At 72.3% G+C, this 25,797-nt stretch carries 27 protein-coding genes; 17 read left to right on the forward strand and 10 right to left on the reverse strand.

Going from position 1 to position 25,797, the window contains the following annotated elements:
- Positions 1–30: 30 nt before the first annotated feature.
- Genes StrepF001_RS40515 through StrepF001_RS40525 form a run of 3 tightly spaced genes read right to left on the reverse strand, consistent with a single transcriptional unit; the run spans position 31 to position 3,042 of the window.
- Positions 31–1,521 carry a tripartite tricarboxylate transporter permease gene (locus StrepF001_RS40515; protein ID WP_129803071.1) on the reverse strand — a complete coding sequence of 497 codons (1,491 nt, stop codon included), beginning with the start codon at positions 1,519–1,521 and terminating at the stop codon, positions 31–33.
- A 1-nt stretch (position 1,522) separates the two neighbouring features.
- Positions 1,523–2,062, reverse strand: a complete 540-nt coding sequence (locus StrepF001_RS40520) for a tripartite tricarboxylate transporter TctB family protein (protein ID WP_129803072.1) — start codon at positions 2,060–2,062, stop codon at positions 1,523–1,525.
- Entirely contained in the window at positions 2,059–3,042 is a 984-nt protein-coding gene (locus StrepF001_RS40525) for a tripartite tricarboxylate transporter substrate binding protein (RefSeq protein WP_165396536.1), read from the reverse strand. Before StrepF001_RS40525 ends, StrepF001_RS40520 begins: the two co-directional genes overlap by 4 nt.
- 237 nt (positions 3,043–3,279) lie before the next feature.
- Between StrepF001_RS40525 and StrepF001_RS40530 the strand changes: the two genes are divergently transcribed.
- The 3 genes from StrepF001_RS40530 (at position 3,280) to StrepF001_RS40540 (ending at position 6,302) form a co-directional block, all read left to right on the forward strand.
- Complete coding sequence (locus StrepF001_RS40530) at positions 3,280–4,929, forward strand: ATP-binding protein (protein WP_129803139.1); 1,650 nt, start codon at positions 3,280–3,282, stop codon at positions 4,927–4,929.
- On the forward strand, positions 4,926–5,639 hold the full coding sequence (locus tag StrepF001_RS40535) for a response regulator (RefSeq protein ID WP_129803074.1): 714 nt from the start codon (positions 4,926–4,928) through the stop codon (positions 5,637–5,639). The genes StrepF001_RS40530 and StrepF001_RS40535 overlap by 4 nt, the downstream gene beginning before the upstream one ends.
- 99 nt (positions 5,640–5,738) lie before the next feature.
- Entirely contained in the window at positions 5,739–6,302 is a 564-nt protein-coding gene (locus tag StrepF001_RS40540) for a hemerythrin domain-containing protein (RefSeq protein ID WP_129803075.1), read from the forward strand.
- Between the two features lie 225 nt (positions 6,303–6,527).
- Here the strand turns inward: StrepF001_RS40540 and StrepF001_RS40545 are convergent, their stop codons facing one another.
- Complete coding sequence (locus tag StrepF001_RS40545) at positions 6,528–7,055, reverse strand: hypothetical protein (RefSeq protein ID WP_165396532.1); 528 nt, start codon at positions 7,053–7,055, stop codon at positions 6,528–6,530.
- A gap of 275 nt (positions 7,056–7,330) precedes the next feature.
- Between StrepF001_RS40545 and StrepF001_RS40550 the strand changes: the two genes are divergently transcribed.
- Positions 7,331–8,569, forward strand: a complete 1,239-nt coding sequence (locus tag StrepF001_RS40550) for a hypothetical protein (RefSeq protein ID WP_129803077.1) — start codon at positions 7,331–7,333, stop codon at positions 8,567–8,569.
- A 25-nt stretch (positions 8,570–8,594) separates the two neighbouring features.
- Here StrepF001_RS40550 and StrepF001_RS40555 read toward each other — a convergent pair whose 3' ends face one another.
- A complete protein-coding gene (locus tag StrepF001_RS40555; protein ID WP_129803078.1) occupies positions 8,595–9,050 on the reverse strand; it encodes a flavodoxin family protein in 456 nt (151 codons plus the stop codon).
- 231 nt (positions 9,051–9,281) lie between these two features.
- Between StrepF001_RS40555 and StrepF001_RS40565 the strand changes: the two genes are divergently transcribed.
- On the forward strand, positions 9,282–10,178 hold the full coding sequence (locus StrepF001_RS40565) for an arginase family protein (protein ID WP_206307110.1): 897 nt from the start codon (positions 9,282–9,284) through the stop codon (positions 10,176–10,178).
- Between the two features lie 29 nt (positions 10,179–10,207).
- Here StrepF001_RS40565 and StrepF001_RS40570 read toward each other — a convergent pair whose 3' ends face one another.
- Positions 10,208–10,909, reverse strand: coding sequence for a type 1 glutamine amidotransferase domain-containing protein (locus StrepF001_RS40570; protein WP_129803080.1), 702 nt, complete (start codon positions 10,907–10,909; stop codon positions 10,208–10,210).
- Positions 10,910–11,046: 137 nt separating this feature from the next.
- On the opposite strand from StrepF001_RS40570, the gene StrepF001_RS40575 reads away from it, so the two are divergent.
- Together StrepF001_RS40575 and StrepF001_RS40580 are read left to right on the forward strand one after the other, a co-directional pair.
- Complete coding sequence (locus StrepF001_RS40575) at positions 11,047–11,610, forward strand: TetR/AcrR family transcriptional regulator (RefSeq protein ID WP_129803081.1); 564 nt, start codon at positions 11,047–11,049, stop codon at positions 11,608–11,610.
- A 115-nt stretch (positions 11,611–11,725) separates the two neighbouring features.
- Entirely contained in the window at positions 11,726–12,769 is a 1,044-nt protein-coding gene (locus tag StrepF001_RS40580) for a medium chain dehydrogenase/reductase family protein (RefSeq protein WP_129803082.1), read from the forward strand.
- Positions 12,770–12,772: 3 nt separating this feature from the next.
- Here StrepF001_RS40580 and StrepF001_RS40585 read toward each other — a convergent pair whose 3' ends face one another.
- Positions 12,773–13,678: a LysR family transcriptional regulator gene (locus StrepF001_RS40585; protein ID WP_129803083.1), complete on the reverse strand. Its 906-nt coding sequence runs from the start codon at positions 13,676–13,678 to the stop codon at positions 12,773–12,775.
- Positions 13,679–13,900: 222 nt separating this feature from the next.
- Between StrepF001_RS40585 and StrepF001_RS40590 the strand changes: the two genes are divergently transcribed.
- The 5 genes from StrepF001_RS40590 to StrepF001_RS40610 all read left to right on the forward strand — a co-directional run bounded on the left by StrepF001_RS40590 (position 13,901) and on the right by StrepF001_RS40610 (position 18,624).
- Positions 13,901–15,265, forward strand: a complete 1,365-nt coding sequence (locus tag StrepF001_RS40590) for an FAD-dependent oxidoreductase (RefSeq protein WP_129803084.1) — start codon at positions 13,901–13,903, stop codon at positions 15,263–15,265.
- A gap of 148 nt (positions 15,266–15,413) precedes the next feature.
- The gene (locus StrepF001_RS40595) at positions 15,414–16,415 is read left to right on the forward strand and encodes an NAD-dependent epimerase/dehydratase family protein (protein ID WP_129803085.1); all 1,002 of its coding nucleotides are present in this window, start codon (positions 15,414–15,416) and stop codon (positions 16,413–16,415) included.
- Between the two features lie 81 nt (positions 16,416–16,496).
- Positions 16,497–17,231, forward strand: a complete 735-nt coding sequence (locus StrepF001_RS40600; RefSeq protein ID WP_129803086.1) for a glycosyltransferase family 2 protein — start codon at positions 16,497–16,499, stop codon at positions 17,229–17,231.
- On the forward strand, positions 17,228–17,845 hold the full coding sequence (locus StrepF001_RS40605; protein WP_129803087.1) for a DUF2064 domain-containing protein: 618 nt from the start codon (positions 17,228–17,230) through the stop codon (positions 17,843–17,845). The genes StrepF001_RS40600 and StrepF001_RS40605 overlap by 4 nt, the downstream gene beginning before the upstream one ends.
- Positions 17,842–18,624: a methyltransferase domain-containing protein gene (locus tag StrepF001_RS40610; RefSeq protein WP_129803088.1), complete on the forward strand. Its 783-nt coding sequence runs from the start codon at positions 17,842–17,844 to the stop codon at positions 18,622–18,624. The genes StrepF001_RS40605 and StrepF001_RS40610 overlap by 4 nt, the downstream gene beginning before the upstream one ends.
- A gap of 331 nt (positions 18,625–18,955) precedes the next feature.
- Here the strand turns inward: StrepF001_RS40610 and StrepF001_RS40620 are convergent, their stop codons facing one another.
- A complete protein-coding gene (locus StrepF001_RS40620) occupies positions 18,956–20,182 on the reverse strand; it encodes a molybdopterin-dependent oxidoreductase (protein WP_129803089.1) in 1,227 nt (408 codons plus the stop codon).
- A gap of 113 nt (positions 20,183–20,295) precedes the next feature.
- Here StrepF001_RS40620 and StrepF001_RS40625 point away from each other — a divergent pair, with 113 nt between their 5' ends.
- Positions 20,296–21,657 (forward strand): hypothetical protein, encoded by a 1,362-nt coding sequence (locus StrepF001_RS40625; protein ID WP_129803090.1) that lies wholly within the window; start codon positions 20,296–20,298, stop codon positions 21,655–21,657.
- 15 nt (positions 21,658–21,672) lie between these two features.
- Here the strand turns inward: StrepF001_RS40625 and StrepF001_RS40630 are convergent, their stop codons facing one another.
- Positions 21,673–22,467, reverse strand: a complete 795-nt coding sequence (locus StrepF001_RS40630; RefSeq protein WP_129803091.1) for an SDR family oxidoreductase — start codon at positions 22,465–22,467, stop codon at positions 21,673–21,675.
- Between the two features lie 3 nt (positions 22,468–22,470).
- Entirely contained in the window at positions 22,471–22,602 is a 132-nt protein-coding gene (locus StrepF001_RS49875) for a hypothetical protein (RefSeq protein ID WP_276322890.1), read from the reverse strand.
- Positions 22,603–22,654: 52 nt separating this feature from the next.
- Between StrepF001_RS49875 and StrepF001_RS40635 the strand changes: the two genes are divergently transcribed.
- The 4 genes from StrepF001_RS40635 to tgmB all read left to right on the forward strand — a co-directional run bounded on the left by StrepF001_RS40635 (position 22,655) and on the right by tgmB (position 25,781).
- Entirely contained in the window at positions 22,655–23,800 is a 1,146-nt protein-coding gene (locus StrepF001_RS40635; RefSeq protein WP_129803092.1) for a hypothetical protein, read from the forward strand.
- 152 nt (positions 23,801–23,952) lie between these two features.
- On the forward strand, positions 23,953–24,264 hold the full coding sequence (locus StrepF001_RS40640) for a hypothetical protein (protein ID WP_129803093.1): 312 nt from the start codon (positions 23,953–23,955) through the stop codon (positions 24,262–24,264).
- A gap of 325 nt (positions 24,265–24,589) precedes the next feature.
- Complete coding sequence (gene tgmA / locus StrepF001_RS40645; RefSeq protein WP_129803094.1) at positions 24,590–24,781, forward strand: putative ATP-grasp-modified RiPP; 192 nt, start codon at positions 24,590–24,592, stop codon at positions 24,779–24,781.
- Positions 24,782–24,797: 16 nt separating this feature from the next.
- Positions 24,798–25,781 (forward strand): ATP-grasp ribosomal peptide maturase, encoded by a 984-nt coding sequence (tgmB, locus tag StrepF001_RS40650; RefSeq protein ID WP_129803095.1) that lies wholly within the window; start codon positions 24,798–24,800, stop codon positions 25,779–25,781.
- Positions 25,782–25,797 lie beyond the last annotated feature (16 nt).

Below are 25,797 nucleotides of genomic sequence, written 5' to 3' on the forward strand. Positions count from 1 at the left end.
GCAGCGCATCCGCGCGGCCCCCGGCGTGCCTCAGGACGTGCCCGGACGGCGCACGATGCGCTTCAGCAGCGGCCAGGCCAGCAGTACGACGACCACCGCGTACACCGTCACCGCGAACGGCGTGTCGACCAGACCGGAGACGCTGCCGTCGCTGATCTGCAGGGCGCGGCGGAGCTGCTGCTCGGCGTTCGGGCCGAGGATGACCCCGATGACGGCGGGCAGCACGGGGAGGCCGTAGCGGCGCATACCGAACCCGATCAGGCCGATGACCAGCAGGATCACCAGGTCGACGACCTCGCCGCCCACCGCGTAGGCGCCGACCGCGGCGAAGAACAGGATCCCCGCGTAGAGGTACGGCCGCGGAATGCGCAGCAGTTTCGCCCAGACCGGCGCGAGCGGCAGGTTCAGGGCGAGCAGCAGCACCATGCCGACGAACAGGGAGGCGATCAGGCCCCACACCAGCTCGGGTTCGCGTTCGAACAGCAGCGGGCCGGGCTGGATGCCGTACTGCTGGAACGCGGCGAGCATGACCGCCGCGACCGCGGTGGTGGGCAGGCCCAGGGTCAGCATCGACACCAGCGTGCCCGCCGCGGAGGCCGATGCGGCGGACTCCGGTCCGGCGACGCCCTCGATCGCGCCCTTGCCCCACTCGTCCTTGTGCTTCGACAGGCGCTTCTCCGTGACGTACGACAGGAAGGTGGGGATCTCCGCGCCGCCCGCCGGGATCGCCCCGAAGGGGAAGCCGATGAACGGGCCGCGCAGCCAGGACTTCCAGGTCCGCCGCACATCGCCGCGTCCCAGCCAGGGGCGGCCGACCGGGATCGCCTCGCCGGGCCTGCGCCGCAGGTGGGCGGCGACCCACAGGGCCTCGCCGATGGCGAAGAGGCCGACCGCGACGATCACGACGTCGATGCCGTCGGCGAGTTGGAGCGATCCGAAGGTGAGCCGCTGCTGCCCGGTCATCTGGTCCAGACCGACCAGGCCGAGGGTGAGGCCGATCAGCAGAGAGGCGAGCCCGCGGATGCGGGACGAGCCGAGCACGGAGGTCACCGCGATGAAGGCGAGGACCATGATGGCGAAGTAGTCCGGGGCACCGATGTCGACGGCGAGTTCGGCGACCGTGGGGGCGAGCGCGACCAGCAGGATCGTGCCGACCATGCCGCCGGCGAAGTGACCGATGGCGGCGGCCGCCAGCGCCTGTGCGCCGCGCCCTGCCTTGGCCATCGGGTTGCCTTCCATGGCGGCGACCACGGCGGCGCTCTCTCCGGGGGTGTTGAGCAGGATCGACGTCGTCGAGCCGCCGAACATGGCGCCGTAGTAGATGCCCGCGAACATGATGAACGCGCCGATGGGATCCAGCCCGTACGTCACCGGGAGCAGCAGCGCCACCGCCATGGCCGGTCCGATGCCGGGCAGTACGCCGATCGCGGTGCCGAGGAGCACGCCGAGGGCGGCCCAGAGGAGGTTGAGCGGCGTCAGTGCCGTACCGAAGCCGTCCAGAAGGGAGTTGAGGGCGTCCATCTCAGAGCACTCCCATCAGGGGGCCGCCGGGCAGCGGCACTCCGAGCAGGTTGTTGAACACGACGTAGGTGACGAGGGAGAGGCCGGCCGCGAGGAGCGGGTCACGGTCGGTGTGGCGGCTGCCGAGCGCGAAGGCGGCTCCCCAGAAGAGGAGGGCGCCCGCGATGGGGAAGCCGAGGGGTTCGATCAGGACGGCGGCGCCCAGGAAGACTCCGGCGAGCAGCAGCACGGTGCGCCAGTCGGCGGGTTCGGACAGGTCGATGTCCTCGCCGGTCTCTGCCTGACCGCGGCCGCCGCGCAGGACGTCCACGGCGAGCAGGGCGGCGATGAGCAGCAGCCCGGCGCCCACGACGATCGGTACGGTCTTCGGTCCGACGGGCCCGCGCTGGGCGATGTCGACGTCCATGGTGAGGGCGTCGGTCAGCACCAGCACGCCGAGGGCCAGCAGCAGGACGCAGACGCCGAGTTCGGAGTGCTCGCGCAGCCAGGAGCGGTGCGCCGGCGCGGGCGCCGGAGGGGTGTCGGTGGTCTGCGTCGTCACAGGCCCAGCTCCTTCAGTACCGAGACCACGCGCTGGTCCTGGGCGTCCAGGAACGCGCCGAACTTCTCGCCGGTGAGGAAGGCGTCGTCCCAGCCGTTCTGCTTCAGGGACTTCTGCCACTCGGGCGAGTCGTGGAGTTCCTCGATCAGTCGGACGAGCTTGTCGCGCTCGGCGTCGGAGAGACCGGGCGGCGCGACGATGCCGCGCCAGTTGGTGAAGTTCACGTCGTAGCCCGCCTCCTGGAGTGTGGGCGCGTCGAGGCCGTCGACGCGCTCGGGGCCGGTGACCGCGAGCAGCCGCAGCTCCCCCGCCTTGATCTGGTCGAGGTACTCGCCGACGCCGGAGACACCGAAGGCGACCTTGTTGCCGAGGATCGAGGCGAGCAGTTCACCGCCGCCGTCGAAGGGGATGTAGTTGACTTCCTTCGGGGCGATGCCGGCGGCCCGCGCCATCAGCATCGGCGCGAGATGGTCGGGTCCGCCCGGCGAGGATCCGCCGCCGACGGGGAGCTTGCCGGGGTCGGCCTTCCAGGCGTCGACGAGATCGTCGATCGTCTGGTACGGGGAGTTCTTGGCGACCACGACGACGTCCTGCTCCTCGGTGAGCCGGGCGATCGGGGTGGTGTCGGCGAGGGTCTTGGGTGCGTGGTTGGAGCGGACGGCGCCGACGACGCCGAGCCCCATCGACATCGCGAGCTTGCCGTTGCCGTGCTCGCTCACCAGGCGGGTCAGGCCGACGGTGCCGCCGGCGCCGGGCAGGTTGAACACCTCGACGTTGGGCGTGAGCCCGGCGTCCTCGGCGTTCTTCGCGGCCGTGCGGGCCGTGATGTCGTAGCCGCCGCCGGGCGTGTTGGGGACCATGAAGCGCAGTCCCGGGATCTGTGTGCCGGTCTCGGCGCCGCTGCCGGTGCTCAGCAGGGGCGGTCCCAGGAGCAGGAGTACGGCGGCCCCGAGCAGGGCGAGGGGGGTGCGCAGGCGCACTGGTGCCACCACCTGTCGGTTCGTGGATGCGGTTCGGGAAGGCCCTGTGGGGGAGGGTGATGTGGGCCACATGGTGCCTGCGTGTCGACGGTCTGTCTCGCTTCCGGAACCAACGGAGGTTTTGGTCTTTGTGTCAGCGCCCGGGTTGCCGACCGATCTCTTTCCTCCGGCGCAGGTGGACGCCATGATGAGGCAGCCCCGTCCGTGAGCCCTCCGCTGTCAGAGATCGAGTCCGTCGTGGTCGCCACCTTCCGTCGCCAGACCCTTGCAGGCGAGATGCTGGTGCTTCAGCTCGCCATCGTCGTGGTGGTGCTGCTGGCGGTCGCCGCGGTCTCGCTCGCCCAGTCGGAGGCGACCTTCAACCGGGTCGAGGGCCGCCGGGTGAGCGCGCTGGCGGAGCAGTTGGCCGCCAATCCCCTGGTGCGCAGCCAGCTCGTGGCGCCGCTGCCGCTTCAGGCCCTGGCGCCACTGGTCAACTCCACGCAGGCCCAGTCCGGGGTGACCTCGGTGACGGTGGCCGGCGCGGACGGCCGGATCGTCAGTTCCACGGACCCCACCGTGATCGGCGACGCGCTGCCGCTGGGCGAGGGCGCCGTCGTGGGGCGCGGCTGGTCGGGGGAGCTGGAGGTGGACGGCGTACGGGAACTCGTGGCGCAGGTGCCGGTGCTCGGGGCCACGCGGGAGAACCTCGGGCGGCAGCTGGGCACGGTGATGATCGGCGAGGCCTCTCCGACGGTGTGGCAGCGGCTCAGCGGTGCCTCCTCCTATCTGCTCGCCTACCTGGGCGTCGCCAGCGGTCTCGGTCTGGCCGGCTCCCTGCTGCTGGCCCGGCGGGTCAAACGGCAGACCCTCGGCCTGGAGCCGCGCGAGATCACCGGGCTGGCCGAGCATCGTGAGGCGATGCTGTACGGGATCGCCGAGGGCGTCGTCGCCCTGGACCCGCAGCACCGGCTCACCCTGGTGAACGAGATGGGCCGGCGCCTGCTCGGCCTGCCCGAGGACTGCGTGGGCCGGAGCCTGGCCGACCTGGGCATCGAGGGGCGACTGCGGGACGTGCTGGCCGGAGACCTTCAGGGCCCGGCCGACAAGCGCGACGAAGTCGTCATCCGGCACGACCGGGTCCTGGTGATGAACCGAATGACGGTGACCAAGGACGGCCGGCTCCTCGGCTCGGTCACCACGCTGCGGGACCGCACCGAACTGGCCCGGCTGGAGCGGGAGATCGGCTCCTTCCGCAGTTCCTCGGAGTTGCTGCGCGCGCAGGCGCACGAGTTCGCCAACCAGCTGCACACCATCTCCGGGCTGATCCAGATCGGGGAACAGGACGAGGTGGTGCGCTACATCCGCGCGCTGCACCAGCGCCGCCAGTCGCTGGACGTCACGCTCAGCCGCCGGGTGCGCGACACGGCCGTGGCCGCCCTGCTCATGGCCAAGTCCTCACAGGCCGCCGAACGCAAGGTCCGCCTGCGGATCTCGGACGACACCGCACTCGGCCGGCTCGCCCCGGAGGACGCCGCCGATGTGGCCACGGTGGTCGGCAACCTCGTCGACAACGCCGTGGACGCGGCCGCGGCGGGCGACGGCGGTGACCGCGGAGCCTGGGTCGAGGTCGAACTGCGGCAGGACGCCTCCACCGTCGAGATCGCGGTACGGGACTCCGGGCCCGGTGTTGCGCCCGACCTCGCGCGGGAGGTGTTCTCGCACGGTTTCACCACCAAGGCCGCCCAGAAGGGCGAGCGGGGCATCGGCCTGGCGCTGACCCGGCTGGTCTGCGAGCGGCACGGCGGCGAGATCTCGGTGACCAACACCCCCGACGGTGCCCTGTTCACCGCACGCATGACCGTCAGCCACCTCACCGACACGGTGGCGGAAGGAGCGGGCCGATGACCAGTACGACGGAATCGTCCGGTACGGCGGACGCGATCGACGTCCTCGTGGTCGACGACGACTTCATGGTGGCCCGGGTCCATCGCACCTTCGTCGAACGGGTCCCGCAGTTCCGGGTCGTCGGCGTCGCCAGCAGCGGCGAGCAGGCCATCGACGCCGTGGACGAACTGCGCCCCGACCTCGTGCTGCTCGACCTGTACCTGCCGGACGTCTTCGGCCTGGACGTCATCCCACGGCTGCGCACCTCCGGTCACGACTGCGACGTCATGGTCATCAGTGCCGCGCGGGAGGCGGACACGGTGCGCGGCGCCGTACGGCACGGCGTGGTCGACTACCTCCTCAAGCCCTTCGAGTTCGAGGACCTGCGGGCCCGCCTGGAGCGCTACGTCGCCCAGCGCGGCCGCCTGCTGGCCACCGTCGTACGCGGTCAGGCCGATGTGGACCGGGTCCTGGCCGGGGCGAGTGCACCGGCGCCGACCGGCGGTGCGCTGCCCAAGGGGATGAGCGTCGAGACCGCCGACCTGGTCGAACGCGCCCTGCGCTCCGCCGACGGCACGCTCTCGGCCACCGAGTGCGCCTCCCTGACCGGCGTCTCCCGGGTGAGCGCGCGCCGTTATCTGGAGTACTTCCACACGACCGGCACCGCCGAGGTGTCGCTGCGGTACGGGGTGGCAGGGCGGCCCGAGCGGCGGTACAGCTGGCGGGCGTGAGGCGCGCACCCGAGCGGGTTGGCCCCCGGGGTGCAGGGCACTCGGAGGCAGCGGCGGGAGTCATCCGGAACCGCCGAAGCCACGCTGGAGGCGATGGACATGGCACATGGTGGAAACGTCATCGACGAGCTGGTGACCGATCACCGGGAGGTCGAGGAGCTCTTCGGCCGGATCGAGGCGCTGCCGCCCGGTGACAAGGACCGCAAGCTCCACGCCGACCAGGTCACCATGGAGCTGGTACGGCACTCGGTGGCCGAGGAGGCCTATCTCTACCCCGCGGTCCGGGAGCACGTGCCGGACGGGGACGCCCTGGCCGACAAGGAGATCGAGGACCATTCCAGGGCCGAACAGCTGATGAAGGACCTGGAGAGCTGCGATGCGGACGATCCGGAGTTCAACCGCCTCATCGGCCTGCTGATGAGTGAGATCCGCACGCACGTGGCCGACGAGGAACAGAACCTGTTCCCCAAGCTGCGCGCCGCGTGTTCGCCGCAGGCGCTCGACGACCTGGGCGACAAGGTCCGCCAGGCGAAGATGCTGGCGCCGACCCGTCCGCATCCGTCGGCCCCGGACACGCCTCCGCTGAACAAGCTGCTGGCGCCGGGTGCCGGACTGGTCGACCGGCTGCGCGACACACTGACAGGACGCGGCAAGCCGGACTGACGACGCGGGTCGCCGCACGGGCTTCGTCACACGGGGTGGGCCCCGGACGGCCGAGGCGCCTGCCCCGGCCGTCCCACGCACGGCGTCACGGCCGGGCCAGACGCCGAGCGTCTGGCCCGGCCGTCCCGCAGGCGGCGGACCCGCCGCAGCCTCGGCACCGGAGCGCCTGCGCCGCCTCAGGGCCGGCCCCGGATGCCCGCCCCCGGCGCCACCGCCACGTCGGCCTCAGGCGGTGAGTGCCTGTCCCGGCCCCAGGCGGTCCAGAAGGAGGGTCTGGTGCAGCTCGGCCACGGGTGCGAGCAGGTCGGGGTGTCGGAGCAGGGCAGCGGCCTGCCGGTCCTGCTCGTCGGGTGCGATCAGGCGTCGGAACTCGACCGGTGTGCCCCCGGTGTGTCCGCCGTCGGCGAGCGCGGTCACCGCAAGGCCGGCCAGCTCGGCGTCCGTGAGCAGGCAGGCCGCCCAGCTCGCCACGACCTCGTCCACCCAGGTCCGCCAGGCATCACCCTCCGGGTCCTGTCCCCCGTCCGAGTCCGCGCCGGTGATCCAGTCGAGTCGCGCCGAGCCTCCGGGCCCGGCCATCCCGACCAGCGCGGCGTCCATCTGCGTCGGATACCGCAGCCACGCCGCGACCGTCACGGCCTGCCGTGCCTGCACCTCGCACAGGGCGGAGGCGAGGGCACCGCCGGACGCCGGGTAGGCGCGCGTCAGCCACTGGGTGGTCGCCGCGATGAGCGGGGAGAGGTCTACGAGCACTGCCGGGCCGTCCGAGGTGTTTGCGGGAAGCAGGGGGTGTGCAAACGGTAGCCCGCGGCCGGGCCGGCACCACATGGCCCGGATCTCATCTGCGGCGTGGCCTCGGCCACAGATCCAGCCCGGCATGCAGGACGACCGAACTCCCCACCGGGACATCACACGGTCGCTGCACCCAGGTGGCGAGGCAGCCGACGGGGCCTTAGGAATGGGACGGAACAACGCGCGTCGCGCTTCGGCAGCGCAGGAGCGGCCGCACCTCTCCCATGGAGCCCAGGATGACCACCCGCTCTTCACCATCCCAGTCGAATCAGCCCGCCATAGCCTTCACCCAGGCGATCCCCTCGGCGGAACCGTTGTCCGGGATCATCCCGGCGATCGGCCCGGCCTCGGCCATCGGCCCAGGAGCCGAGGAGAACACCGGGCCCGCCGGTCCCCCGGGACACTCCGACGACAGCACTCCCCAACTCCCCACGGCACCCCGGGCCGAGGAGGGCGCTGCGGGCGGAGGCTCGTACGGCGATCCGGGCTTCGACCTCGTCCATGCCGCCGTGAGCGCTCGGCCGCTGGAGGAAGTCGTCCAGCTCGTCACGCTGATGGAGGAGTCACCCGAGTACGCACAGACGGTCGTCGCCGTCCTGAGGGCCGTCGCGGTGACCCGCTCGGTGGACGACGTCGCCCACCTGATCGCCGAACTGACCCGGCCACCGCGTGGGGCCGACAGCGCGGACGAAACCATCCGCGCGGCGGTCGAGGGCCGGTGCGTCGAGGACGTCACACGTCTGATGGCGTTGCTGCACCAGACGCCGTTGGAGCCGCACTGCGGACAGGCAGCGGTGCGGGCGGCCGCCACGGGCCGGCCGGTCGAGGAACTCGTGGAGCTCATCGGACGACTGGCCCAGCAACAGGTGCGGGAACCGTACGAGGTTCAGCCGGAGCTGATATCCAGGCCCGCCGCACAGGGCACGATGGCGAGCGTCGCCCTCGCGCCCGTCCCCGAGGTGTTCCCGGTGGCGGACAGCAAACTCATCCTCGGGCTTCGCGGAAGGCGAACCGTCCGAATACGGCGCGACCGTCCCCCTGCCCCGCCCAAGAGACCTGTGTTCTGGCCGAGTTGGCTGGCCGCTGCAGCCCTCGTCGTGTGCGGCGCCGCATGCTTCCCGCTGCACCGTCAGGGCACGACCTCCAGCATCTACGTCGCCGCACTCGGGGCGTCCGGCGCGTGCGTGGTGCTGGCTGTCCTGCTGGCTCTTCGGGCCACGGTGCCGATGCTGATGGCGGGTGTGGCCCTGCCTGCGACGCTGGCGGCGGCCGGGCTGCTCGAGGGAAGGATCCACTCGGCCGGGCTGTCCCGGGCCCTGCACATCACAGTGGCGCCGCCCTGGAGCGCCGGTCTCACCGCGGTGTGCGCGTCGCTGGCCTCGCTCGCCGCGCTGCTCCTGCTGTTGATGGTGCAGGTGGCGGACCGGTACCCGGCGCCGCGACCGGTGGCCGAGGCGAGTCGGGTCACGGAATGACCTGGCAGCTGAGGGTGGCCGATCGTCACGGCTCCATGAGTCCGGCGGCCACCGTCGCCCCCAGTTCCCAGCACGCCTGGATGTCGGCCCGGTCCGGCTCTCCCGTCACGGTCACCGCCTCGGCGGTACGCCGCCAGCCCAGGCCGGTCGTGATCGACTCGATGCCGCGCACCGCTCCGGTGACATCGCTGCCGCCGTGCACGTAGTAGCCGAAGGGCCTCCCCCGTGTCTCGTCGAGGCAGGGGTAGTAGACCTGGTCGAAGAAGTGCTTGAGGGCACCGGACAGGTAGCCGAGGTTCGCCGGTGTACCCAGCAGATACCCGTCGGCGGACAGTACGTCGGACGCCGTCGCGGACAGTGCCGCCCGTCGCTCGACCCGGACGTTCTCGATCTCCGGGGTCGTCGCACCGGAGATGACGGCCTCGAGCATCGCCTGACAGTTGGGCGACGGCGTGTGATGCACGATCAGCAAGGTGGTCACGCCACCGAACCCTGCCGTGCCCCCGGGTACGGCCGCAAGCCGCGCACGGGTGCTCCGGCAGGACGAGGCGCTGTTCACTCCCGCTCACCCCGATGCCGCACCGGAGCCCCGGTTGTTCCTGCACTGCCGACGGGACGGGGCGGCCGGCCGACCTGGGTCGGCTGGGCGTGGGCCGCGTTCTGCGGGACGATGGGCTGTGGAGCCACCGCCCATCGGCGAAGGGGCTGTGACGTGCAGGAACTGGCGATCATCGAGGCGCCGTCCGTGCTGGGACTGCGACCCACCGGCGTGCAGGAGCTGCCGGCGGCCCTGCTCGATGCCGGTCTGCTGGACCGGCCCGGGGCGGTGCGGGCCGGCCGGGTCGAACCGCCGGCCTACACGCCTGGGCGGGATCCCGACACCGGGGTCCTGAACAGTGCCGGAATCGCGGAGTACTCCGTCCGGCTCGCCGACGCGGTCGCCGGCGTTCTCGACACCGGTCGCTTCCCCGTCGTCCTCGGCGGCGACTGCAGCATCCTGCTCGGCGCGCTCCTCGCCCTCAAGCGGCGCGGACGCCACGGGCTGCTGTTCCTCGACGGCCACAGCGACTTCTACCAACCGGAAGCGGAACCGGTGGGCGAGGCGGCCTCGATGGACCTCGCCCTGGCCACGGGCCGCGGGCCCCGGCCGCTCGCCGACCTCGAGGACCGCGGACCGCTGGTGCGGGACGAGGACGTCGTCGCCTTCGGCTTCCGTGATGCCACCGAGGCCGCCGTGTTCGGGATGCAGCCGCTGCCGCCCTCGCTGTACGCGATCGACTTCGACGGCGTGCGTGCGACGGGCGCTGCCACGGCCGCTCGCGAGGCCGTCGACCGGCTCACCGGCGTTCCGGGCCCCGGCTACTGGATCCACCTCGACGTCGACGTTCTGGACGACGCGGTCATGCCTGCCGTCGACTACCGGCTGCCCGGCGGGCTGAGCTGGGCGGAGCTGGAGCAGGTGCTGCACACGGCCCTGGCCGACGAACGGGCCACCGGAATCGACGTCACGATCTTCAACCCCCGCCTGGATCCCGACGGAAGTATCGCGGCCCGTCTGGCCCAGTGCCTGAACCGAGGACTGTCGGCCCGAACGCCGGTGCAGGGCTGAACCGCGCCCGGGTGGGCGCGGCCCGGCGGTCAGTCGGCGAGGGTCTTCAGTACGGCCTCGGCCGTGGCCTTGCTGGACTGGGGGTTCTGACCGGTGATCAGGTTGCCGTCCTGCACCACCGTGTTGCTCCACGCGGGCCCGGCCTCGACCACGGCACCGCGCTCACGCAGCCTGCTCTCCACGTAGTAGGGCGTGTTGTCGCCCAGACCACCCTGGCGCTCCTCCTCGTCGGTGAACGAGGTCAGGGTGCGGCCGGCGAACGTGAAGCCGCCGTCCGGCCGGCCGGCGCTGAGCAGCGCGGCCACGCCGTGGCACAGGGCCGCCACCGTTCGGCCCGAGGCGTCGGCCTCGTCGAGCAGCCGGCCGAGGTCGGCGTCCGTGGCGAGGTCGGCCATCGGGGCGTGGCCGCCGGGGATGTAGATCGCGTCGTGGTCGCCGGCCCGCACCTCGGCGAGGGAGAGCGGCGCGGACAGCTGGTCGGCGATGCCGTCGAGGTAGGCACGCAGCCGCTGCGCGTCGGCCTCCGCCACCCCGCCGCGCTCGTCCAGGCTGAGGGCGTCGACCGTCGGCCGGACGCCGCCCGGCGTGGCGATCGAAACCTCGGCACCGGCGGCGGTGAGCACCTCGTGGGACGCGGCGACCTCCTCTGCCCAGTAACCGGTGGGGTGGGTGGAGCCGTCGGCCAGCTGCATGCTGTTCGCGCTCGAAATGACCATCAGAATCTTCGACATGCGGACCATGGTCCATCAGGGAACTTTCCCTTGCACGCGAAAGCCATTAGGAAAGTTATGACCTTCCCCTTGCCTCGAGCTAGATGGCCGACCAAGGACCATTGACACTCCTCAAGTGTGAGTGGTTAAGTACTCACATGAAGACGGAACAGCGCCGACTCTCCACCGCCGAGGAACGCCGCGAAACAGTCCTGCGCACCGCCATCGGCGCGTTCGCGGCCCGCGGCTACTTCGGCACCACCACCACGGAAGTGGCCAAGGCGGCCGGCATCTCACAGGCCTACGTCTACCGGCTCTTCCCGAACAAGGAGGCGCTGTTCACCGCAGTCGTCGAGCACTGCTTCACCCAGGTGCGCGCAGCCCTCGAAGGCGGAGCGGCCGAGGCCCGCAGCAGCGCCCCCGAGGCCGTGCTCGAGTCGATGGGTGATGCCTACGCCCGCCTCATCAGCGACAACGACCTGCTGCTGGTACAGCTGCACGCCCAGGCGGCGGCCGTCTCCGAGCCCGCCGTCAGGGAGGCGGTCAGGGCCGGGTACGCCCGCGCGGTCGAGTACGTCCGGGGCGCGTCCGGCGGCAGCGAGGAGCAGGTCCAGCAGTTCTTCGCCACCGGCATGCTCTGCCATCTGATCGTCTCCATCGACGCCGAGTCCGTCGACGCGCCCTGGACCCGCACCCTGGCGGCGGGCATCACGCACTACTGACCGACCCCGCCCGGGCGGCCGTCCGGTCCCTGCGGACCGACAGTCGCCCTCCCCCTGGCCTCGCCAGTGAGTGGTTGACCACACATCTGCCGTACGTCTACAGAAGGAGCCAGTCGTGCAAGCCACCGAAGTCGTCCTGCCCGCCGTCGGAGAGCCCGAGAGCCTCGAACTCCGGGTACGAGAGCTGCCCCAGCCCGGCCCCGGCCAGGCCGTGGTCCGGATGGAGGCCAGCGGCGTGACCTTCGCCGAGCAGCAGATGCGGCGCGGCAAGTACTACGACATGCCGAAGTTCCCCTTCGTGCCCGGCTACGACCTGGTCGGCGTCGTCGAGCAACTGGGCCCACCGGAGCCCGGCCGGCCCCGGCTGTCCGTCGGGCAGCGGGTCGCCGCTCTCACCAAGACCGGCGGATGGGCCGACCACGTGCTGCTGGACGCGGCGGATCTGGTGCCGGTTCCCGACGGGGTGACCGCGGCGGAGGCCGAGACACTGGTCACCAACGGCGCGACGGCCTGGCGCATGCTCTACCGCACGGCGAAGGTCCGCCCGGGCGACACCATCGTGGTGCACGGGGCCAACGGCGGCGTCGGCAGCGTGCTGGTGCAGCTCGCCCGCAGCAACGGCATCACCGTCATCGGCACCGCCTCGGCCCGCAACCAGCAGGCCGTCGCCGGCATGGGCGCCCTCCCCGTGGACTACCGCGGCGACATCCCCGCCCGCGTCCGCGAGCTGGCGCCCGACGGCGTGGCCGCCGTCTTCGACCACGTGGGCGGCAAGGGCATCGAGGACTCCTGGCGGATGCTCGCCCCCGGCGGCACCCTCGTCTCCTACGGCAGCGCCGCGACCCGCGACCAGACCGGCAACGGGACGATCACGGTTCTGAAGCTCGTCGCCCGGCTCGCGGTGTGGAACGCCCTGCCCAACGGCCGCAGCGCACACTTCTTCAACCTGTGGGCCGGCAAGGCGCGGCATCCGCGGCAGTACCGGGCGGAGCTGCGCGAAGACCTCACGCAGATCTTCGACCTGCTCAGGTCCGGGGCGATCGAGGCGAAGATCGACCGGGTCTACCCGCTCCAGGAGGCAGCGGCCGCGCTGCGGCACGCCGAGTCCGGCACCGTCGTCGGCAAGGTCGTGCTCACTCCGGGCGGCGTGGCCGAGTAGCGCTCACAGGGTGTTCCACCGGCGCGCGGCCTGCTGGAGATGGTCGCGCAGCACGGTGACGGCGGGGCCCGCCGGAGCGCCCCGCCGTACCGCCAGGTACAGGGTGTTGAGCGGCTCCACCTCCGGGTGGTGCAGCTGCACGACCTCCCCGGCAGCGAGGGCCGGTGCGGCGATGTACCGCGGCAGCACGGAGATTCCGGCACCCGCGACCACTGCCGCGAGGACGGCCCTGAGGTCGGCGACGACCATGGCCACGGGATTCGGCGGCCGCCGCCCGAACTCGCTGCGCCAGTAGCGGCGCACGATGGGCAGTTCCTCGGCGTACGCGACCAGCGGCAGATGCGCCAGTGCGGCCGCCGGCTCGGTTCTCAGGCGGCCGGCGTCGATCGTGTGGGCCATCGCGGGCGGTGCGACCAGGACGAACTCCTCGTCCACGAGCGGCACCGCGAGCACCGCCGCACGAGAGGGCCGCACCGCCGAGACGACCAGGTCGAGCCGGTCGTTGACCAGCTGGGAGAGCAGGTCGTCGGCCAGCCCGAGGGTCACGTGGACGGTCATACCGCGGCGGGCCAGCCCGGCCAGCACCGGCAGCACACGCAGCGTCATCACCTCGGCCGCTCCGCCGATCCGCACGGTGCCCCGCAGGGGCGGCTCGGCATCGGCCGGGTGCAGGGCCTCGCGCAGCCCGTCGACGTGCACACCGATGCGGGACGCCAGCGCGGCGGCCCGCTGGGTCGGGGTGACACCCTTGTGCGTACGGACGAACAGGGGCTCGCCGATCTGCTCCTCGAGCCGGGCGAGCTGACCGGTGACGGCCGGCTGGGTCACCCCGAGCCGCTGAGCCGCCGCGGACAGCGATCCCGCCCGGTAGATCTCCAGGAACGTCGACAACAGATCAAGATGCGGCATGCCGCCGCGGCTCTCCTTCACCACCACAGGCAGAAGCAAAACACTACGGTGGGTCGGCGCGGACCGGCGGCGCGGGGACGCCTCGACGGCCCCCGAGGAGACCTTATGAGACCCATAAGGTCAGCTTATGAGCTCATAGAACGGACCCGCGTACCAGGTTAGGCTTGCCTCAGCTTAGGCTTCCCCTCGAGTCGCACGTCACCGCTCGAAGGGAACCTGATCATGCCCCGCCCTCTGCGGGTAGCCATTGTCGGAGCCGGCCCCGCCGGGATCTACGCCGCCGACGCACTGCTCAAGTCCGACGTGGCCGCCGAACCCGGTGTGTCCATCGACCTCTTCGAGCGGATGCCCGCGCCGTTCGGACTGATCCGTTACGGCGTCGCCCCCGACCACCCCAGAATCAAGGGCATCATCACCGCCCTCCACCAGGTGCTCGACAAGCCGCAGATCCGCCTCTTCGGCAACGTCGACTACCCGACCGACATCAACCTGGACGACCTGCGCTCGTTCTACGACGCCGTGGTCTTCTCCACCGGCGCCACGGCCGACCGGGCCCTGCCCGTCCCGGGCATCGAGCTGGACGGCTCCTACGGCGCGGCGGACTTCGTCTCCTGGTACGACGGTCACCCGGACGTGCCGCGCACCTGGCCGCTTCAGGCGGAGAAGGTCGCCGTGCTGGGCGTCGGCAACGTCGCCCTCGACGTCGCGCGCATCCTCGCCAAGACCGCGGACGAGCTGCTGCCCACCGAGATACCGGCGAACGTCCACGACGGCCTCAAGGCCAACCGGGCCAAGGAGATCCACGTCTTCGGCCGCCGCGGCCCGGCGCAGGCGAAGTTCAGCCCGATGGAGCTGCGCGAGCTGGACCACTCCCCCAACATCGAGGTCATCGTCGACCCCGAGGACATCGACTACGACGAGGGCTCGATCGAGACCCGGCGCGGCAACAAGCAGGCCGACATGGTCGCCAAGACCCTGGAGAACTGGGCGATCCGCGACGTCGGCGACCGCCCGCACAAGCTCTTCCTGCACTTCTTCGAGTCGCCGACGGAGGTCCTGGGCGAGGACGGCAAGGTCGTCGGCCTGCGCACCGAGCGCACCGAACTCGACGGCACCGGCAACGTCAAGGGCACCGGCAAGTTCACCGACTGGGACGTCACCGCCGTTTACCGCGCGGTCGGCTACCTGTCGGACAAGCTGCCCAAGCTGCCCTGGGACATCGACTCGGGCACGGTCCCGGACGAGGGCGGCCGGGTCATCGAGGAGAGCGGCTCGCATCTGCAGTCGGTGTACGTGACCGGCTGGATCCGGCGCGGCCCGGTCGGCCTCATCGGCCACACCAAGGGCGACGCCAACGAGACGGTGTCCAACCTGCTGGACGACTTCGCCAACAGCCGTCTGCACACCCCGTCGGCGCCGGCGCCCGAGGCCGTGGACGCGTTCCTCGCCGAGCGGAACATCCGCTTCACGACGTGGGAGGGCTGGTACAAGCTGGACGCCGCGGAGAAGGCCCTGGGTGAGCCGCAGGGCCGGGAGCGCGTGAAGATCGTCGAGCGTGAGGACATGCTGCGGGAGAGCGGCGCGTAAGCGCGGAGGCGAACCCGGCGGTGAGGGGCCCGGCGCGATGGTGGCGCCGGGCCCCTCACGCGTGCGGTGCCGGGGCCGGTCTTACGGACCTGTGACGTGCCGGGCGCGGAGCGACGGCGCGGGCGGCTCGCCGACCTAGCGTGTGGCCATGCGAGTACTGGTCACCGGCGGTGCCGGGTTCATCGGGTCCCATGTGGTCGAGGCACTGGCGGCGGGCGGGCACGAACCCGTCGTGTACGACGTGCGCACGGACCCCGGTTCGGACGTGCGGGACATCGACGCGGTACGCCGCGCCCTGTCCGGTGTCGACGCCGTGTGCCATCAGGCCGCGATGGTCGGGCTGGGGTCCGGGTTCGCCGACGCCGTGGAGTACGTCTCGCGCAACGACCTCGGTACGGCCGTACTGCTGACGGCCATGGCCGACACGGGTGTCCCACGGATCGTCCTGGCGGGATCGATGGTGGTGTACGGCGAGGGACGGTACGACTGCGCCCGGCACGGAGTGGTGCGGCCCGGGCCCCGGGCGGTCGCCGATCTGACGGCGGGACGCTTCGAACCCCGGTGCCCCGCGTGCGGTGCGGAGTTGTCACCCGGGCTGGTCGGCGAGGACGCACCGGTCGATCCGCGCAATGTCTACGCGACGACGAAGCTCGCCCAGGAACATCTGGCGGCGGCGTGGGCGCGGGTCACGGGCGGGTCGGCGGTGTCGCTGCGGTACCACAACGTGTACGGGCCCCGGATGCCCCGCGACACCCCGTACGCCGGGGTCGCCTCCTTCTTCCGCTCGGCGCTCGCCCGGGGCGAGGCCCCGCGCGTGTTCGAGGACGGCCGCCAGCGGCGGGACTTCGTCCACGTCCGGGACGTGGCGGCGGCCAACGTGGCAGCGCTTCAGGCGGCTTGCCCGCCGGGCGCGCTCGTGGCGTACAACACCGGCAGCGGAGAACCGCACACGGTCGGGGAGATGGCGCGGGCGCTGGCCGCGGCGTACGGCGGGCCCGAGCCCGTGGTGACCGGGGAGTACCGGCTGGGGGACGTCCGCCACATCACCGCGGACTCCTCGCGACTGCGGTCCGAGCTCGGCTGGAAGCCCGAGGTCGGATTCGCGGACGGCATGCGGGAGTTCGCGCGGTCCGGGCTGCGCGGCCGGTGAGCGGCCCGCTCCGCGGCAGCGACCCGAGGTCCGCGTTTCGTAAGAAACAGAAGCCCGATATGCCCGTTTTCTCTTCGTAGGGTGAAAGCCGTGACGACCCCTCCCCTCTCACCGACCGTCGACGTTGTCCTCCCCTGTCTCAACGAGGCCGACGCACTGCCCTGGGTCCTGGAGCGCATCCCTGCCGGATGGCGTGCCCTCGTCGTGGACAACGGCTCCACCGACGGCTCGGCGGACCTCGCCCGCGCGCTCGGCGCGACCGTCGTCCACGAACCGCGGCGCGGGTTCGGGGCCGCGTGCCACGCGGGACTGACCGCCGCCGGTGCCGACATCGTGTGCTTCTGCGACTGCGACGCCTCCCTCGATCCCTCGCTCCTGGCCCCGTTCGTGCGCGAGGTGCACGACGGTGCGGCCGACCTGGTGCTGGGCCGACGCCGACCACACGGCCGGGGCGCCTGGCCGCTGCACGCCCGGGCGGGAAACATCGCGCTGGCGCTGATGCTGCGCCGCCGCACGGGCCTGCGGCTGCACGACCTGGGCCCGCTGCGCGCCGCCCGGCGCGAGGCGCTGCTCGGCCTCCGGCTCACCGACCGGCGCAGCGGCTATCCGCTCCAGATGGTGGTGCGCGCCGCCGACGCGGGCTGGCGCATCGCCGAACACGACGTGCCCTACCTGCCCCGCACCGGGGCGTCCAAGGTCACGGGCACCTGGCGGGGCACCTGGCAGGCGGTACGGGACATGCGCCGCGTCCTGGCCGAACCCCCCGCGACGCAGGGGCGCACCACCCCGTCCGCGCAGGGAGGGACCCCCCGTTGACCACGCTGCTCGTCATCGCCAAGGAGCCGCGGCCCGGCCGGGTCAAGACGCGGCTGACGCCCCCGTTCACCCCCGCTCAGGCGGCCGTGCTGGCCGAGGCGGCCCTGGTGGACACCCTGCGTGCGGTGGCCTCCGCGCCGGCCCGGCGGCGGGTCCTGGTGCTCGACGGCGCCCCCGGCGCCTGGCTGCCGTCCGGCTTCGACGTCGTACCACAGTGCGCGGGCGGCCTGGACGAGCGGCTCGCGGACGCCTTCGCCGGGTGCGACGGCCCTGCCCTGCTGATCGGGATGGACACCCCACAGGTGACGCCGCAGTTGCTGACCGTGGACTTCGCCGACAGCGACGCGTACTTCGGTCCGGCCGAGGACGGGGGCTTCTGGGCGCTCGGCCTCGCCGAGCCGGCCCCGGAGCTGCTGCGCGGTGTCCCGATGTCGACGCCGGCCACCGGCGCCGTACAGCGCGACCGGCTCGTCGCCGCCGGGCTCCGGGTGCGGGATCTGCCCCCGCTGCGGGACGTCGACACGGCAGCCGACGCCGAAGCGGTGGCCGCGCTGGCACCGCACGGCCGGTTCGCCGCGGAGCTGGCCCGACTGCATGCGGCCACCGGCCGATGACCGCCCCGTACGAGATCGCCCGGCCGGGCGACACCGAACAGCCCGCCCTGCTCCCCTGGTCGGCCGATCCTTATGTGCACGCCCTGCGCACCGGCCGCGGACCGCTGTTCCTGCGCCGCACCGACGGCTGGCTGCTCCCGCTGGACGTGGAGCGGTGGTGTGCGCGCCCGGACGACGCGGATCTGACCGTCCTGGACCGCTGCGAGGGTGCCGTGCTCGACGTGGGCTGCGGCCCGGGCCGGCTGGTCGCGGAACTCGCCGCCCGGGGCCGGACCGCGCTCGGCATCGACGTCAGCGAGGCCGCGGTCGCGCACACCGCACGGCTGGGCGGCCGGGTCCTGCGGCGGTCGGTCTTCCAGCCGCTGCCCGCCGAGCGGCGCTGGGGCACCGCGCTGCTGATGGACGGCAACGTCGGCATCGGCGGCGACCCGCCCGCGCTGCTGGACCGGGTGTCCCGGCTCCTCGCCCCGGGCGGTCTGGTGATCGTCGAGACGGTTCCCGCGGACGTGGACGAGCGGGTCCAGGTCCATGTCACCGACGGGCGGGGCACCGCCGGCGTCCCCTTCCCGTGGGCCCGGCTCGGCACCCCGGCCCTGCTGCGGTACGCCCGCGCGCTATGGCTCGACGTGGAGGATCAGTGGGCGGCCGGCGGACGCTGCTTCGTCGCCCTGCGCAGCCGGAGCACCAGCAGCAGTGCCGAGCCGCCGAACAGAACGGCGGTGATCAGCAGCCAGCGGGCCAGGAAGCCGTCCGCCGACAGCCCGGAGACCAGCCGGTAGCGCTCGTCGACCCGGCCGCTGATCAGCGGGAACCACACCAGCAACAACAGGCCGGACAGGGCGGCCGGGACACGGACGTACGGGATCCACTCCCGGCGCCGCACCGCGCCGAGCGCGCCGGTGACCGCCCGGTCCGCGGCCGCGTACAGCGGCAGGAGTACCAGGTCGTGGACGAGGGCCGCGCCCACGAACCACAGCGCCACCTGGAACCAGTCGCCCGCGAGCAGCCGCACGCCCGCGTATCCGGCGAGCGCGAACGAAGCGGCGAGCAGCAGCAGTTGCAGCGGGCTGCCGAGGACGAGGTGCGGTCGGACGAGGGTGGGGCGGCGCATCACAGGTCTCCGAACGTCATCCGTGTCACCCACTTGGTGTTCAGCACGCCCGGCGCGGCGGGCACGATGATCCGGGCCGGGTAGCCGTGGTCGAGGGTCAGCGGCTCGCCGTTGACGTCCAGGGCGAGCAGGGAGCGCGGGTCGGCCACCTGGTTGGCGCGCATCGCGGCATGGCGGAAGGCGCCGTGCCGTTGGAGGGACTCCACGAGCACGTCGGTCGGTTCGTCGTGGCCGACGAGGGCGGCGAGGTCCCGCAGCCGTACACCGCGCCACCACTGGTCGGAGGTCGACCAGCCCTCCACACAGGCGATCGGCAGCGCGGCGCTGTGCAGCGGGAGGCCCAGCAGCTCGTCCCGGCTCAGCCGGACGACGCCAAAGCGGCCGGTGACGACCAGCCGCCACGCCTCGTCACTCGTCTCCCGGCGGTCGATTCCGGCGTACGCGGCCGTCTTGTTGATCTGGAAGCCGCCAGGGCCGCTGCCCGGTTGGGGTCCCCCGCGCGGTGCGAGGACGGCCGTCTCGCGCAGCGGCCCGTCGAAGCTGCGGCCCGCCGTCGTGACGAACATCAGCAGCGAGGCTCCTGAGACCAGCCCGAAGGCGCCACGGCGGGACACGGTCGGCTCGGCCGGCCGCGGGGGCACCAGATCGCCCTCCTCCGCGCGCAGCCCGCGCAGATTACGCACCGCCGTGGGGAACTTCAGGGCGGCGTGCACGACGAACGCGGCGAAGAACACCCAGGCGCCGTAGAAGTGCAGCGTGTAGAACGAGCCGGGAAAGACGTAGTCCACCTGGACGTTGAGCACGCCGGTCGTGAACTGGAACAGGGCGCCCCCGACCAGCAGGATCAGCGAGATCCGCTCCAGCGCGTGCGCCACCGAACGGGCCGGCGGCAGCGCGAACAGCCGGGGCACCACCGACCACAGCTTGGCCAGCAGGACGGGAATGAGGGTGAGCCCCAGGGTGACGTGGACGCCCTGGGTGAGCCGGTACAGCCAGTGCGGGTCGGTCGGCCAGGAGAAGAGGTAGAAGCCGAGGAGCCCCTTGTCCGGTGTCTGGTCGTTGACCGGCGACAGGTCGGGGTTGTAGGCGGCGTACGACAGCAGGCCGGTCACGAACAGCAGGGTGATGCCGACCAGCAGCACGACGCCGAAGACGGCGGTGAACCGCGGGCCGCGCAGGGGGCTGCGCCAGAAGCCGGGCGACGAGGGAAGCCGTTGGTCGCGCATGGTTCGACGGTAGGCCGCGGCCCGCCCGAAGACACCGCGCAACTCATGACGAAACGCTGACATCAGGGCGCAGGACGCCCTGGTGGGTGCGTCGGCGGCCTAGCGTCCTGCGTGTGATCCGCTCCCCTCTCCGTGACCTGGGCGCCGCCCTGGCCGCCGTCCTGCTCGTCGTCGCGGCGGTCCTGGTCGGCCGCCACATCGAGGACACCGACGGCACGCTGTTCGTCAACTGGCCTCCGCTGCTCGCCTCCTGGGGCCCGCACGCGGGCCCGGGCACCCCGGCCGCGATCGCGGTGGCGATCGCCGTGGTGGCGTACGGGCCCGGGCTCGCCGCGCGGCTGCCGTGGCGCGCGCTCCTGGCTGTGGCCTGCGGCACCGCCATGGCCTGGACCTGGTCGCTGGCCCTGATCGACGGCTGGCACCGGGGTGTCGCGCAGCGGCTCACCACGCGGTACGAGTACCTCCAGGTCATCGACCGCTTCCAGGACATCCCCGCCACTGTGCGGAACTTCACCGAGTACATCGTGATCCAGGGCCCCGACCACTGGCCCGCGCACATCGCCGGGCACCCGCCGGCGGCCACGCTCACCTTCGTCCTGCTCGACCGGATCGGCCTCGGCGGCGGGGCCTGGGCCGGGGTCTGGTGCATCACCGTCGGGGCCACGGCGGTGATCGCCGTGCTGGTGACGGTGCGGGTGCTGACCGGGGAGGGGCTCGCGCGGCGGGCGGCGCCGTTTCTGGTACTGGCGCCGGGCGCGGTGTGGATGGGAACGTCGGCCGACGGGTACTTCACGGCGGTCGCCGCCTGGTCGGTGGCGCTGCTGGCGCTTGCGGTGACGAGGCCGCCGGGGGCTCGGTCGCGGATCGCGGCGGGCGGGGCGGGACTGCTGTACGGGCTGACCTGCTATCTGTCGTACGGGCTCACGCTGATCGGGATCATCGGTCTGGGGGTGTTCGTCCTCGGCCGGAACCGGCGCGCGGTGCTGCTGCCGCTCCTGGCCGGGGTGGCCGTGTTCCCGCTGGTCTTCACCCTTGCGGGGTTCAACTACTGGGAGGCGTACCACCTGCTGGTCGAGCGCTACAACCAGGGTGCCGGGGGCGTCCGGCCGTACGGGTACTGGGTGTGGGCCAACCCGGCGTGCACCGTCCTCGTCGTGGGCCTCGCGACGGTGGCGGGGCTGTCACGGGCGGGCGGCACGCTCGTCGGGCAGCGCCGCCGTCTGCCGATCCGGCCGGGTGACGCGGAGGGGCCGGTCGCCGAGAGCCGCCTCGCGGTGCTTCTGCTCGGCGCCTTTCTCGCCCTCCTCGCCGCCGACCTGTCCGGGATGAGCAAGGCGGAGACGGAGCGCATCTGGCTGCCCTTCGCCCTCTGGCTCCTCGCCGCCTGCGCGTTCCTGCCCCGCCCCCGCATCTGGCTGGCGGCGCAGGCCGTGGTCGCCTTGCTGGTCAACCACCTGCTGTGGACCGGCTGGTGAGCGGCCTCACCGTGCCTACGGCAGGATCGAGTCGACGTATCCTCCGTCCACACGCACGGCGGCGCCGGTCGTGGCGGACGCCAGCGGGGAGCTCAGGTACACCACGAGGTTCGCGATCTCCTCGGGCTCGATGAGGCGCTGGAGCAGTGACTGCGGGCGGTGGTCCCGCATGAACGCGCGCTGCGCCTCCTCCCAGGGCAGGTCGCGGTCCACCAGCTGATAGACGAAGTCCTCGACGCCCTCGGTGTGGGTGGGACCGGCGATGACGGAGTTCACCGTGACACCGCTGCCGGCCGCCTCCTTCGCGAAACCGCGGCTCACCGCGAGCAGGGCGGTCTTCGACATCCCGTAGTGGATCATCTCGGCGGGGATCACGACGGCCGAGTCGCTCGCGATGTTCAGCACCCGGCCCCACCCCTGCCGCATCATCCGTGGGAGGTACGAGCGGGTCAGCCGGACGCCCGAGAGCACATTGATCTCGAAGTAGCGGCGCCACTCGTCGTCGGTGATGTCCAGGGCGGGCGCCGGGCCGAAGATGCCGAGGTTGTTGACCAGGATGTCCACGTCGGGCAGCGTCTCCACCGCAGCCGCGGCGCCCTCCTCGGTGCCCAGGTCAGCCGCTACGGCCACGAAGTCTCCCTCCGGCGCCTCGGCCCGCAGTTTCTCGATGCTCCGTTCGAGGCGTTCGGCGTTGCGTCCGTTGACGCCCACGCGTGCTCCGGCGCGGGCCAGTCCCACGGCGATCGCCGCTCCGATGCCCTGGGAGGAGCCGGTCACCAGCGCGGTTCGCCCATCGAGGTCCACGTTCATGGGTCACTCCTTGTCGCAGTGCGGTCGGCCGATGTCCTCCTGCCCACGATCGCCGACGATGCACCCGGCCGCAGGCGGACGGCCGCCGTCCTCGACACGGCCGTTCCGGGTGACCCCCGGGATGATCCCGTCCACCTGCGGCGACGATACTGGCAGTCGCACCACGCCCCCGTTACAGATGGACCCCATGCCCTCCACCACCGTCCGCCCCATGACTCCCCCCACGGTCTGGCTGGCTCGCGGCCGCCATGCCGGGCCCGCCGCGGAAGACGTCCTCCGGCGCCACCTCCAGCACCTCAAGGACCGCGGCGTCATCCGCGACCATCTGGAGCTGCCCGAGCCCGAGGGCGCCCACGAACGCGTCTTCGAGGCCCGCTGGGAGGTGGACGGGACGGTGACCGTGCGGGCCAGGCTGGCTCTCGCCCACGGCTCGGCCGCCGGGCAGGAGTGGGTGCTGGCGGCGGAGGCGGAGCGTCCGTGGGACCTGCGATGGCCGTCCCCCACCACCATGTTCTGGCCGGACGATCCCGACGCCGCCTGGGACCACGAGGCCGACGCGGACCTGCGCCTGCGGGACATCAACCCGCTGCCCCCGGACGACAAGGACCTGCGGCGCGTGCTCAGGGGCGCCGCGCGCAGCGCGTGGTCCGTCCACGTCGTCGTCCACGAGGCCATGACGCCCGACGCGCTGGGACGTCTGCCGCTGGCCCGGCTGCTGCCGCCGGGTCTGCGGCACCGCGTGGTGGAGCACCGCGCCGCGCCGCACCAGCTGCGGGCCGTGAACTGGGCCCTGCGCGAGTTCGGTGTGCAGGTGCCGCGCGGCGGAGCCGTGGTGCTGCCCGGCTCGCTGGCCCCGGACGACTACGACGTCGACGCCTGCTCCGTACGCAGTGTCTTCCTGGACGGCAGCGAACCGAGCGAGCTCATCGACGCGCTGACCCGTTACGTCGCCTCGCCGCGGCCGCTGCCGGAGGGTGCCGACGGCGTCCTCACCGCGCTGCGGGAGGACTGGCACCTGCTGACCCTGGAGGAGGAGCTCGCCCGCGAGCGGGCGCTGGTGGCCATGTACGCCGAGGCCCTGGAGGCGATGACGAGGTCCCGGGACCTGTACCGGGAGGCCGCCGAGCGGGCCAACGAGGCGCTGGCCGTGTACCGCGAGTCGTCCGCCGCACTGCCGGAACCGCCGACGGCGGAGCCACCGCAGGAGGTGTCCTCCGGTTCCCCGCTCCAGCAGTTGACGCGCTCTTTCGGACGTTTCAAGGCGACCGCGAAGTTCCGGCGTCCGGCGTCGTCCGCGGAACCGGACGGTACCGAGGGCGGTTCCGGCGGCTGAGGAGCAGTCACCGGCGCACTCCGGTCACCGGCATAGTCGTACGGGGTGTGCCGATAGGTCACAAACGGCATAACGGAGGCAATATCAGGGCGGAATCCGGGAATTCAAGGAAAGGCGCGTCCACCGGCGGCGCACCGGACCGAGGAGGGCCCGTGGATTCCACCACAGCAGTGCTCGCCGTCATCGCCGTGATCCTCGCCGTCGTGCTCGCCGTGGCCGTCGGGCTGCTGGTGCGGCTGGTCCGGGCCCGGCGCGGACTGCGGCGCGCCGGGCTGCCGACCGGGCCGCCCTGGGTGTTCTGGGGGGCCGTTCTCTACTTCGTGCTCCCGGCCGACCTGCTGCCCGATCCGGTGTACCTCGACGACGTCGGCGCACTGCTCCTGGCCCTGCGCACCCTGCGCACGCCCCTGACCGCACGAGACCACCGCACCGCCCCGGCACGACGCCCGGCCGACCCCGTCTGACCTCCAACCGCCCACGTTCCACAACGGATCCACGCCCCGTTGCGGCCGCTCGGGGCGACACCGGGCCCGCGCGCCCGCCATCACCCCCATGTGCTCCCCCGGCCGCCCGGGGTGCACCGTGCTGTGCATCACGACCAGTCAACCGGAAGGCGCCGTCCTCCGTCTCAGGTTCAGAGCGGCCAACTCGCCCGCCACTACGGAGCGTAAGGAAACCAATCACCCGTTCGATTCGTATAAGTCCATGGAAAGCCCCGGAGATCCACGGGCTAAGCGACGACACGGCAGGCCGACGCCTGGCCGGGGCAGCACCGAAGAGGGAGAGACGATGCAACCGTTCGCGCTCAACTACGCACGCCCGGCGGCAGAGTTGGATGTCGCCACTCCGTACGCCTACGATCCCGGCCTGCAGTTGAACGTGCTGTTCGACGGCCGGATCGCCGCCACCGATCTCGCGTTGCTCAGGGAGCTGGGGACGACGACGTCCACCGCGGGCTCGAAGACGCACTTCGACGACTGAACACGGACCGTCGACGATGACCGTACTGATCCTGACGTGTGACCAGGACGTGACGGCGGACATGGTGGTCGTCCACCTGAACGCGTCCGGAGTCCCGGTGGTCCGCCTCGATCCCGCCGACCTGACCGGCGGAGCCGCGCTGTCGGGCGAGTATGTGCACGGCGCCTTCCGCGGGCATCTGTGGTCCGCTGGCCGGCTGGTGAGCATGGACGGGCTGCGGTCCGTGTGGGTGCGCCGGCCGGGAACTCCGGCCACGCGGGTGGCCGAGCCGTCCGCGTGGCTCACCGAGGAGTCCTCGCAGGCGCTGTACGGCATGCTGCGCAGCTCAACCGCCCGCTGGATGAACCATCCGGACGCGGCCCGCCGCGCCCGGTACAAGCCCTGGCAGCTCCGCCTCGCCCAGCGCAGCGGACTGCCCGTGCCGGCCACCCTGATCACGACCTTCCCGCAGGCCGCCCGGGATTTCGCCGCACGCTTCCCCGACCTCGTCGTCAAACCTGTCTCCGGCGCGCATCCCCAGGAGCCGCCGAGGGCGGTGCCGACCAGCCGGGTGGCGCCGGACACCGACTTCGCCGCGGTCGCCTTCGGCCCGACCCTGCTGCAACGGCGGATCGCCAAGCGGGCCGACATCCGGCTCACCGTGGTCGGCGAGCGGATGCTGGCCGCCCGCAAGGCGACCGCCCCCGACGCCGACCCGGAGGAGGTCGACGTCCGCTTCGCCAAGGACGACCGGCCCTGGCGCTCCTCCGACGTCCCCGCCCGGATCGCCGACGGCGTCCGCGCATACGTCCGGGACGCGGAACTGTCCTACGGCGCCTTCGACTTCGTGGAGGACGCCGACGGGACGTGGTGGTTCCTGGAGTGCAACCAGTCCGGACAGTTCGGCTTCGTGGAGGTGGACACGGGCCAGCCGATCGCCCGCACCATCGCGGAGTGGCTGGCCCGGCCCGCCGCGGACCGCCCGAACCGGGTCAACGGCACGGGCACCAGGGTTCCTTGACGCTACGAGCGGCTCC

Source organism: Streptomyces sp. F001 (assembly GCF_004187715.1).
In the GTDB taxonomy this organism is placed as follows: domain Bacteria; phylum Actinomycetota; class Actinomycetes; order Streptomycetales; family Streptomycetaceae; genus Streptomyces; species Streptomyces flavusporus.

Excerpts from the sequence above, each read along its gene's own strand:
- StrepF001_RS40595 (WP_129803085.1), top strand. The coding sequence starts at position 15,414 with ATGCGAGTACTGGTCACCGGCGGTGCCGGGTTCATCGGGTCCCATGTG.
- tgmB (WP_129803095.1), top strand. The coding sequence starts at position 24,798 with ATGACCGTACTGATCCTGACGTGTGACCAGGACGTGACGGCGGACATG.
- StrepF001_RS40590 (WP_129803084.1), top strand. The coding sequence starts at position 13,901 with ATGCCCCGCCCTCTGCGGGTAGCCATTGTCGGAGCCGGCCCCGCCGGG.
- StrepF001_RS40620 (WP_129803089.1), bottom strand. The coding sequence starts at position 20,182 with ATGCGCGACCAACGGCTTCCCTCGTCGCCCGGCTTCTGGCGCAGCCCC.
- StrepF001_RS40585 (WP_129803083.1), bottom strand. The coding sequence starts at position 13,678 with ATGCCGCATCTTGATCTGTTGTCGACGTTCCTGGAGATCTACCGGGCG.
- StrepF001_RS40535 (WP_129803074.1), top strand. The coding sequence starts at position 4,926 with ATGACCAGTACGACGGAATCGTCCGGTACGGCGGACGCGATCGACGTC.
- StrepF001_RS40550 (WP_129803077.1), top strand. The coding sequence starts at position 7,331 with ATGACCACCCGCTCTTCACCATCCCAGTCGAATCAGCCCGCCATAGCC.
- StrepF001_RS40570 (WP_129803080.1), bottom strand. The coding sequence starts at position 10,909 with ATGTCGAAGATTCTGATGGTCATTTCGAGCGCGAACAGCATGCAGCTG.
- StrepF001_RS40610 (WP_129803088.1), top strand. The coding sequence starts at position 17,842 with ATGACCGCCCCGTACGAGATCGCCCGGCCGGGCGACACCGAACAGCCC.
- StrepF001_RS40515 (WP_129803071.1), bottom strand. The coding sequence starts at position 1,521 with ATGGACGCCCTCAACTCCCTTCTGGACGGCTTCGGTACGGCACTGACG.
- StrepF001_RS40630 (WP_129803091.1), bottom strand. The coding sequence starts at position 22,467 with ATGAACGTGGACCTCGATGGGCGAACCGCGCTGGTGACCGGCTCCTCC.
- StrepF001_RS40540 (WP_129803075.1), top strand. The coding sequence starts at position 5,739 with ATGGCACATGGTGGAAACGTCATCGACGAGCTGGTGACCGATCACCGG.
- tgmA (WP_129803094.1), top strand. The coding sequence starts at position 24,590 with ATGCAACCGTTCGCGCTCAACTACGCACGCCCGGCGGCAGAGTTGGAT.
- StrepF001_RS40575 (WP_129803081.1), top strand. The coding sequence starts at position 11,047 with ATGAAGACGGAACAGCGCCGACTCTCCACCGCCGAGGAACGCCGCGAA.
- StrepF001_RS40635 (WP_129803092.1), top strand. The coding sequence starts at position 22,655 with ATGCCCTCCACCACCGTCCGCCCCATGACTCCCCCCACGGTCTGGCTG.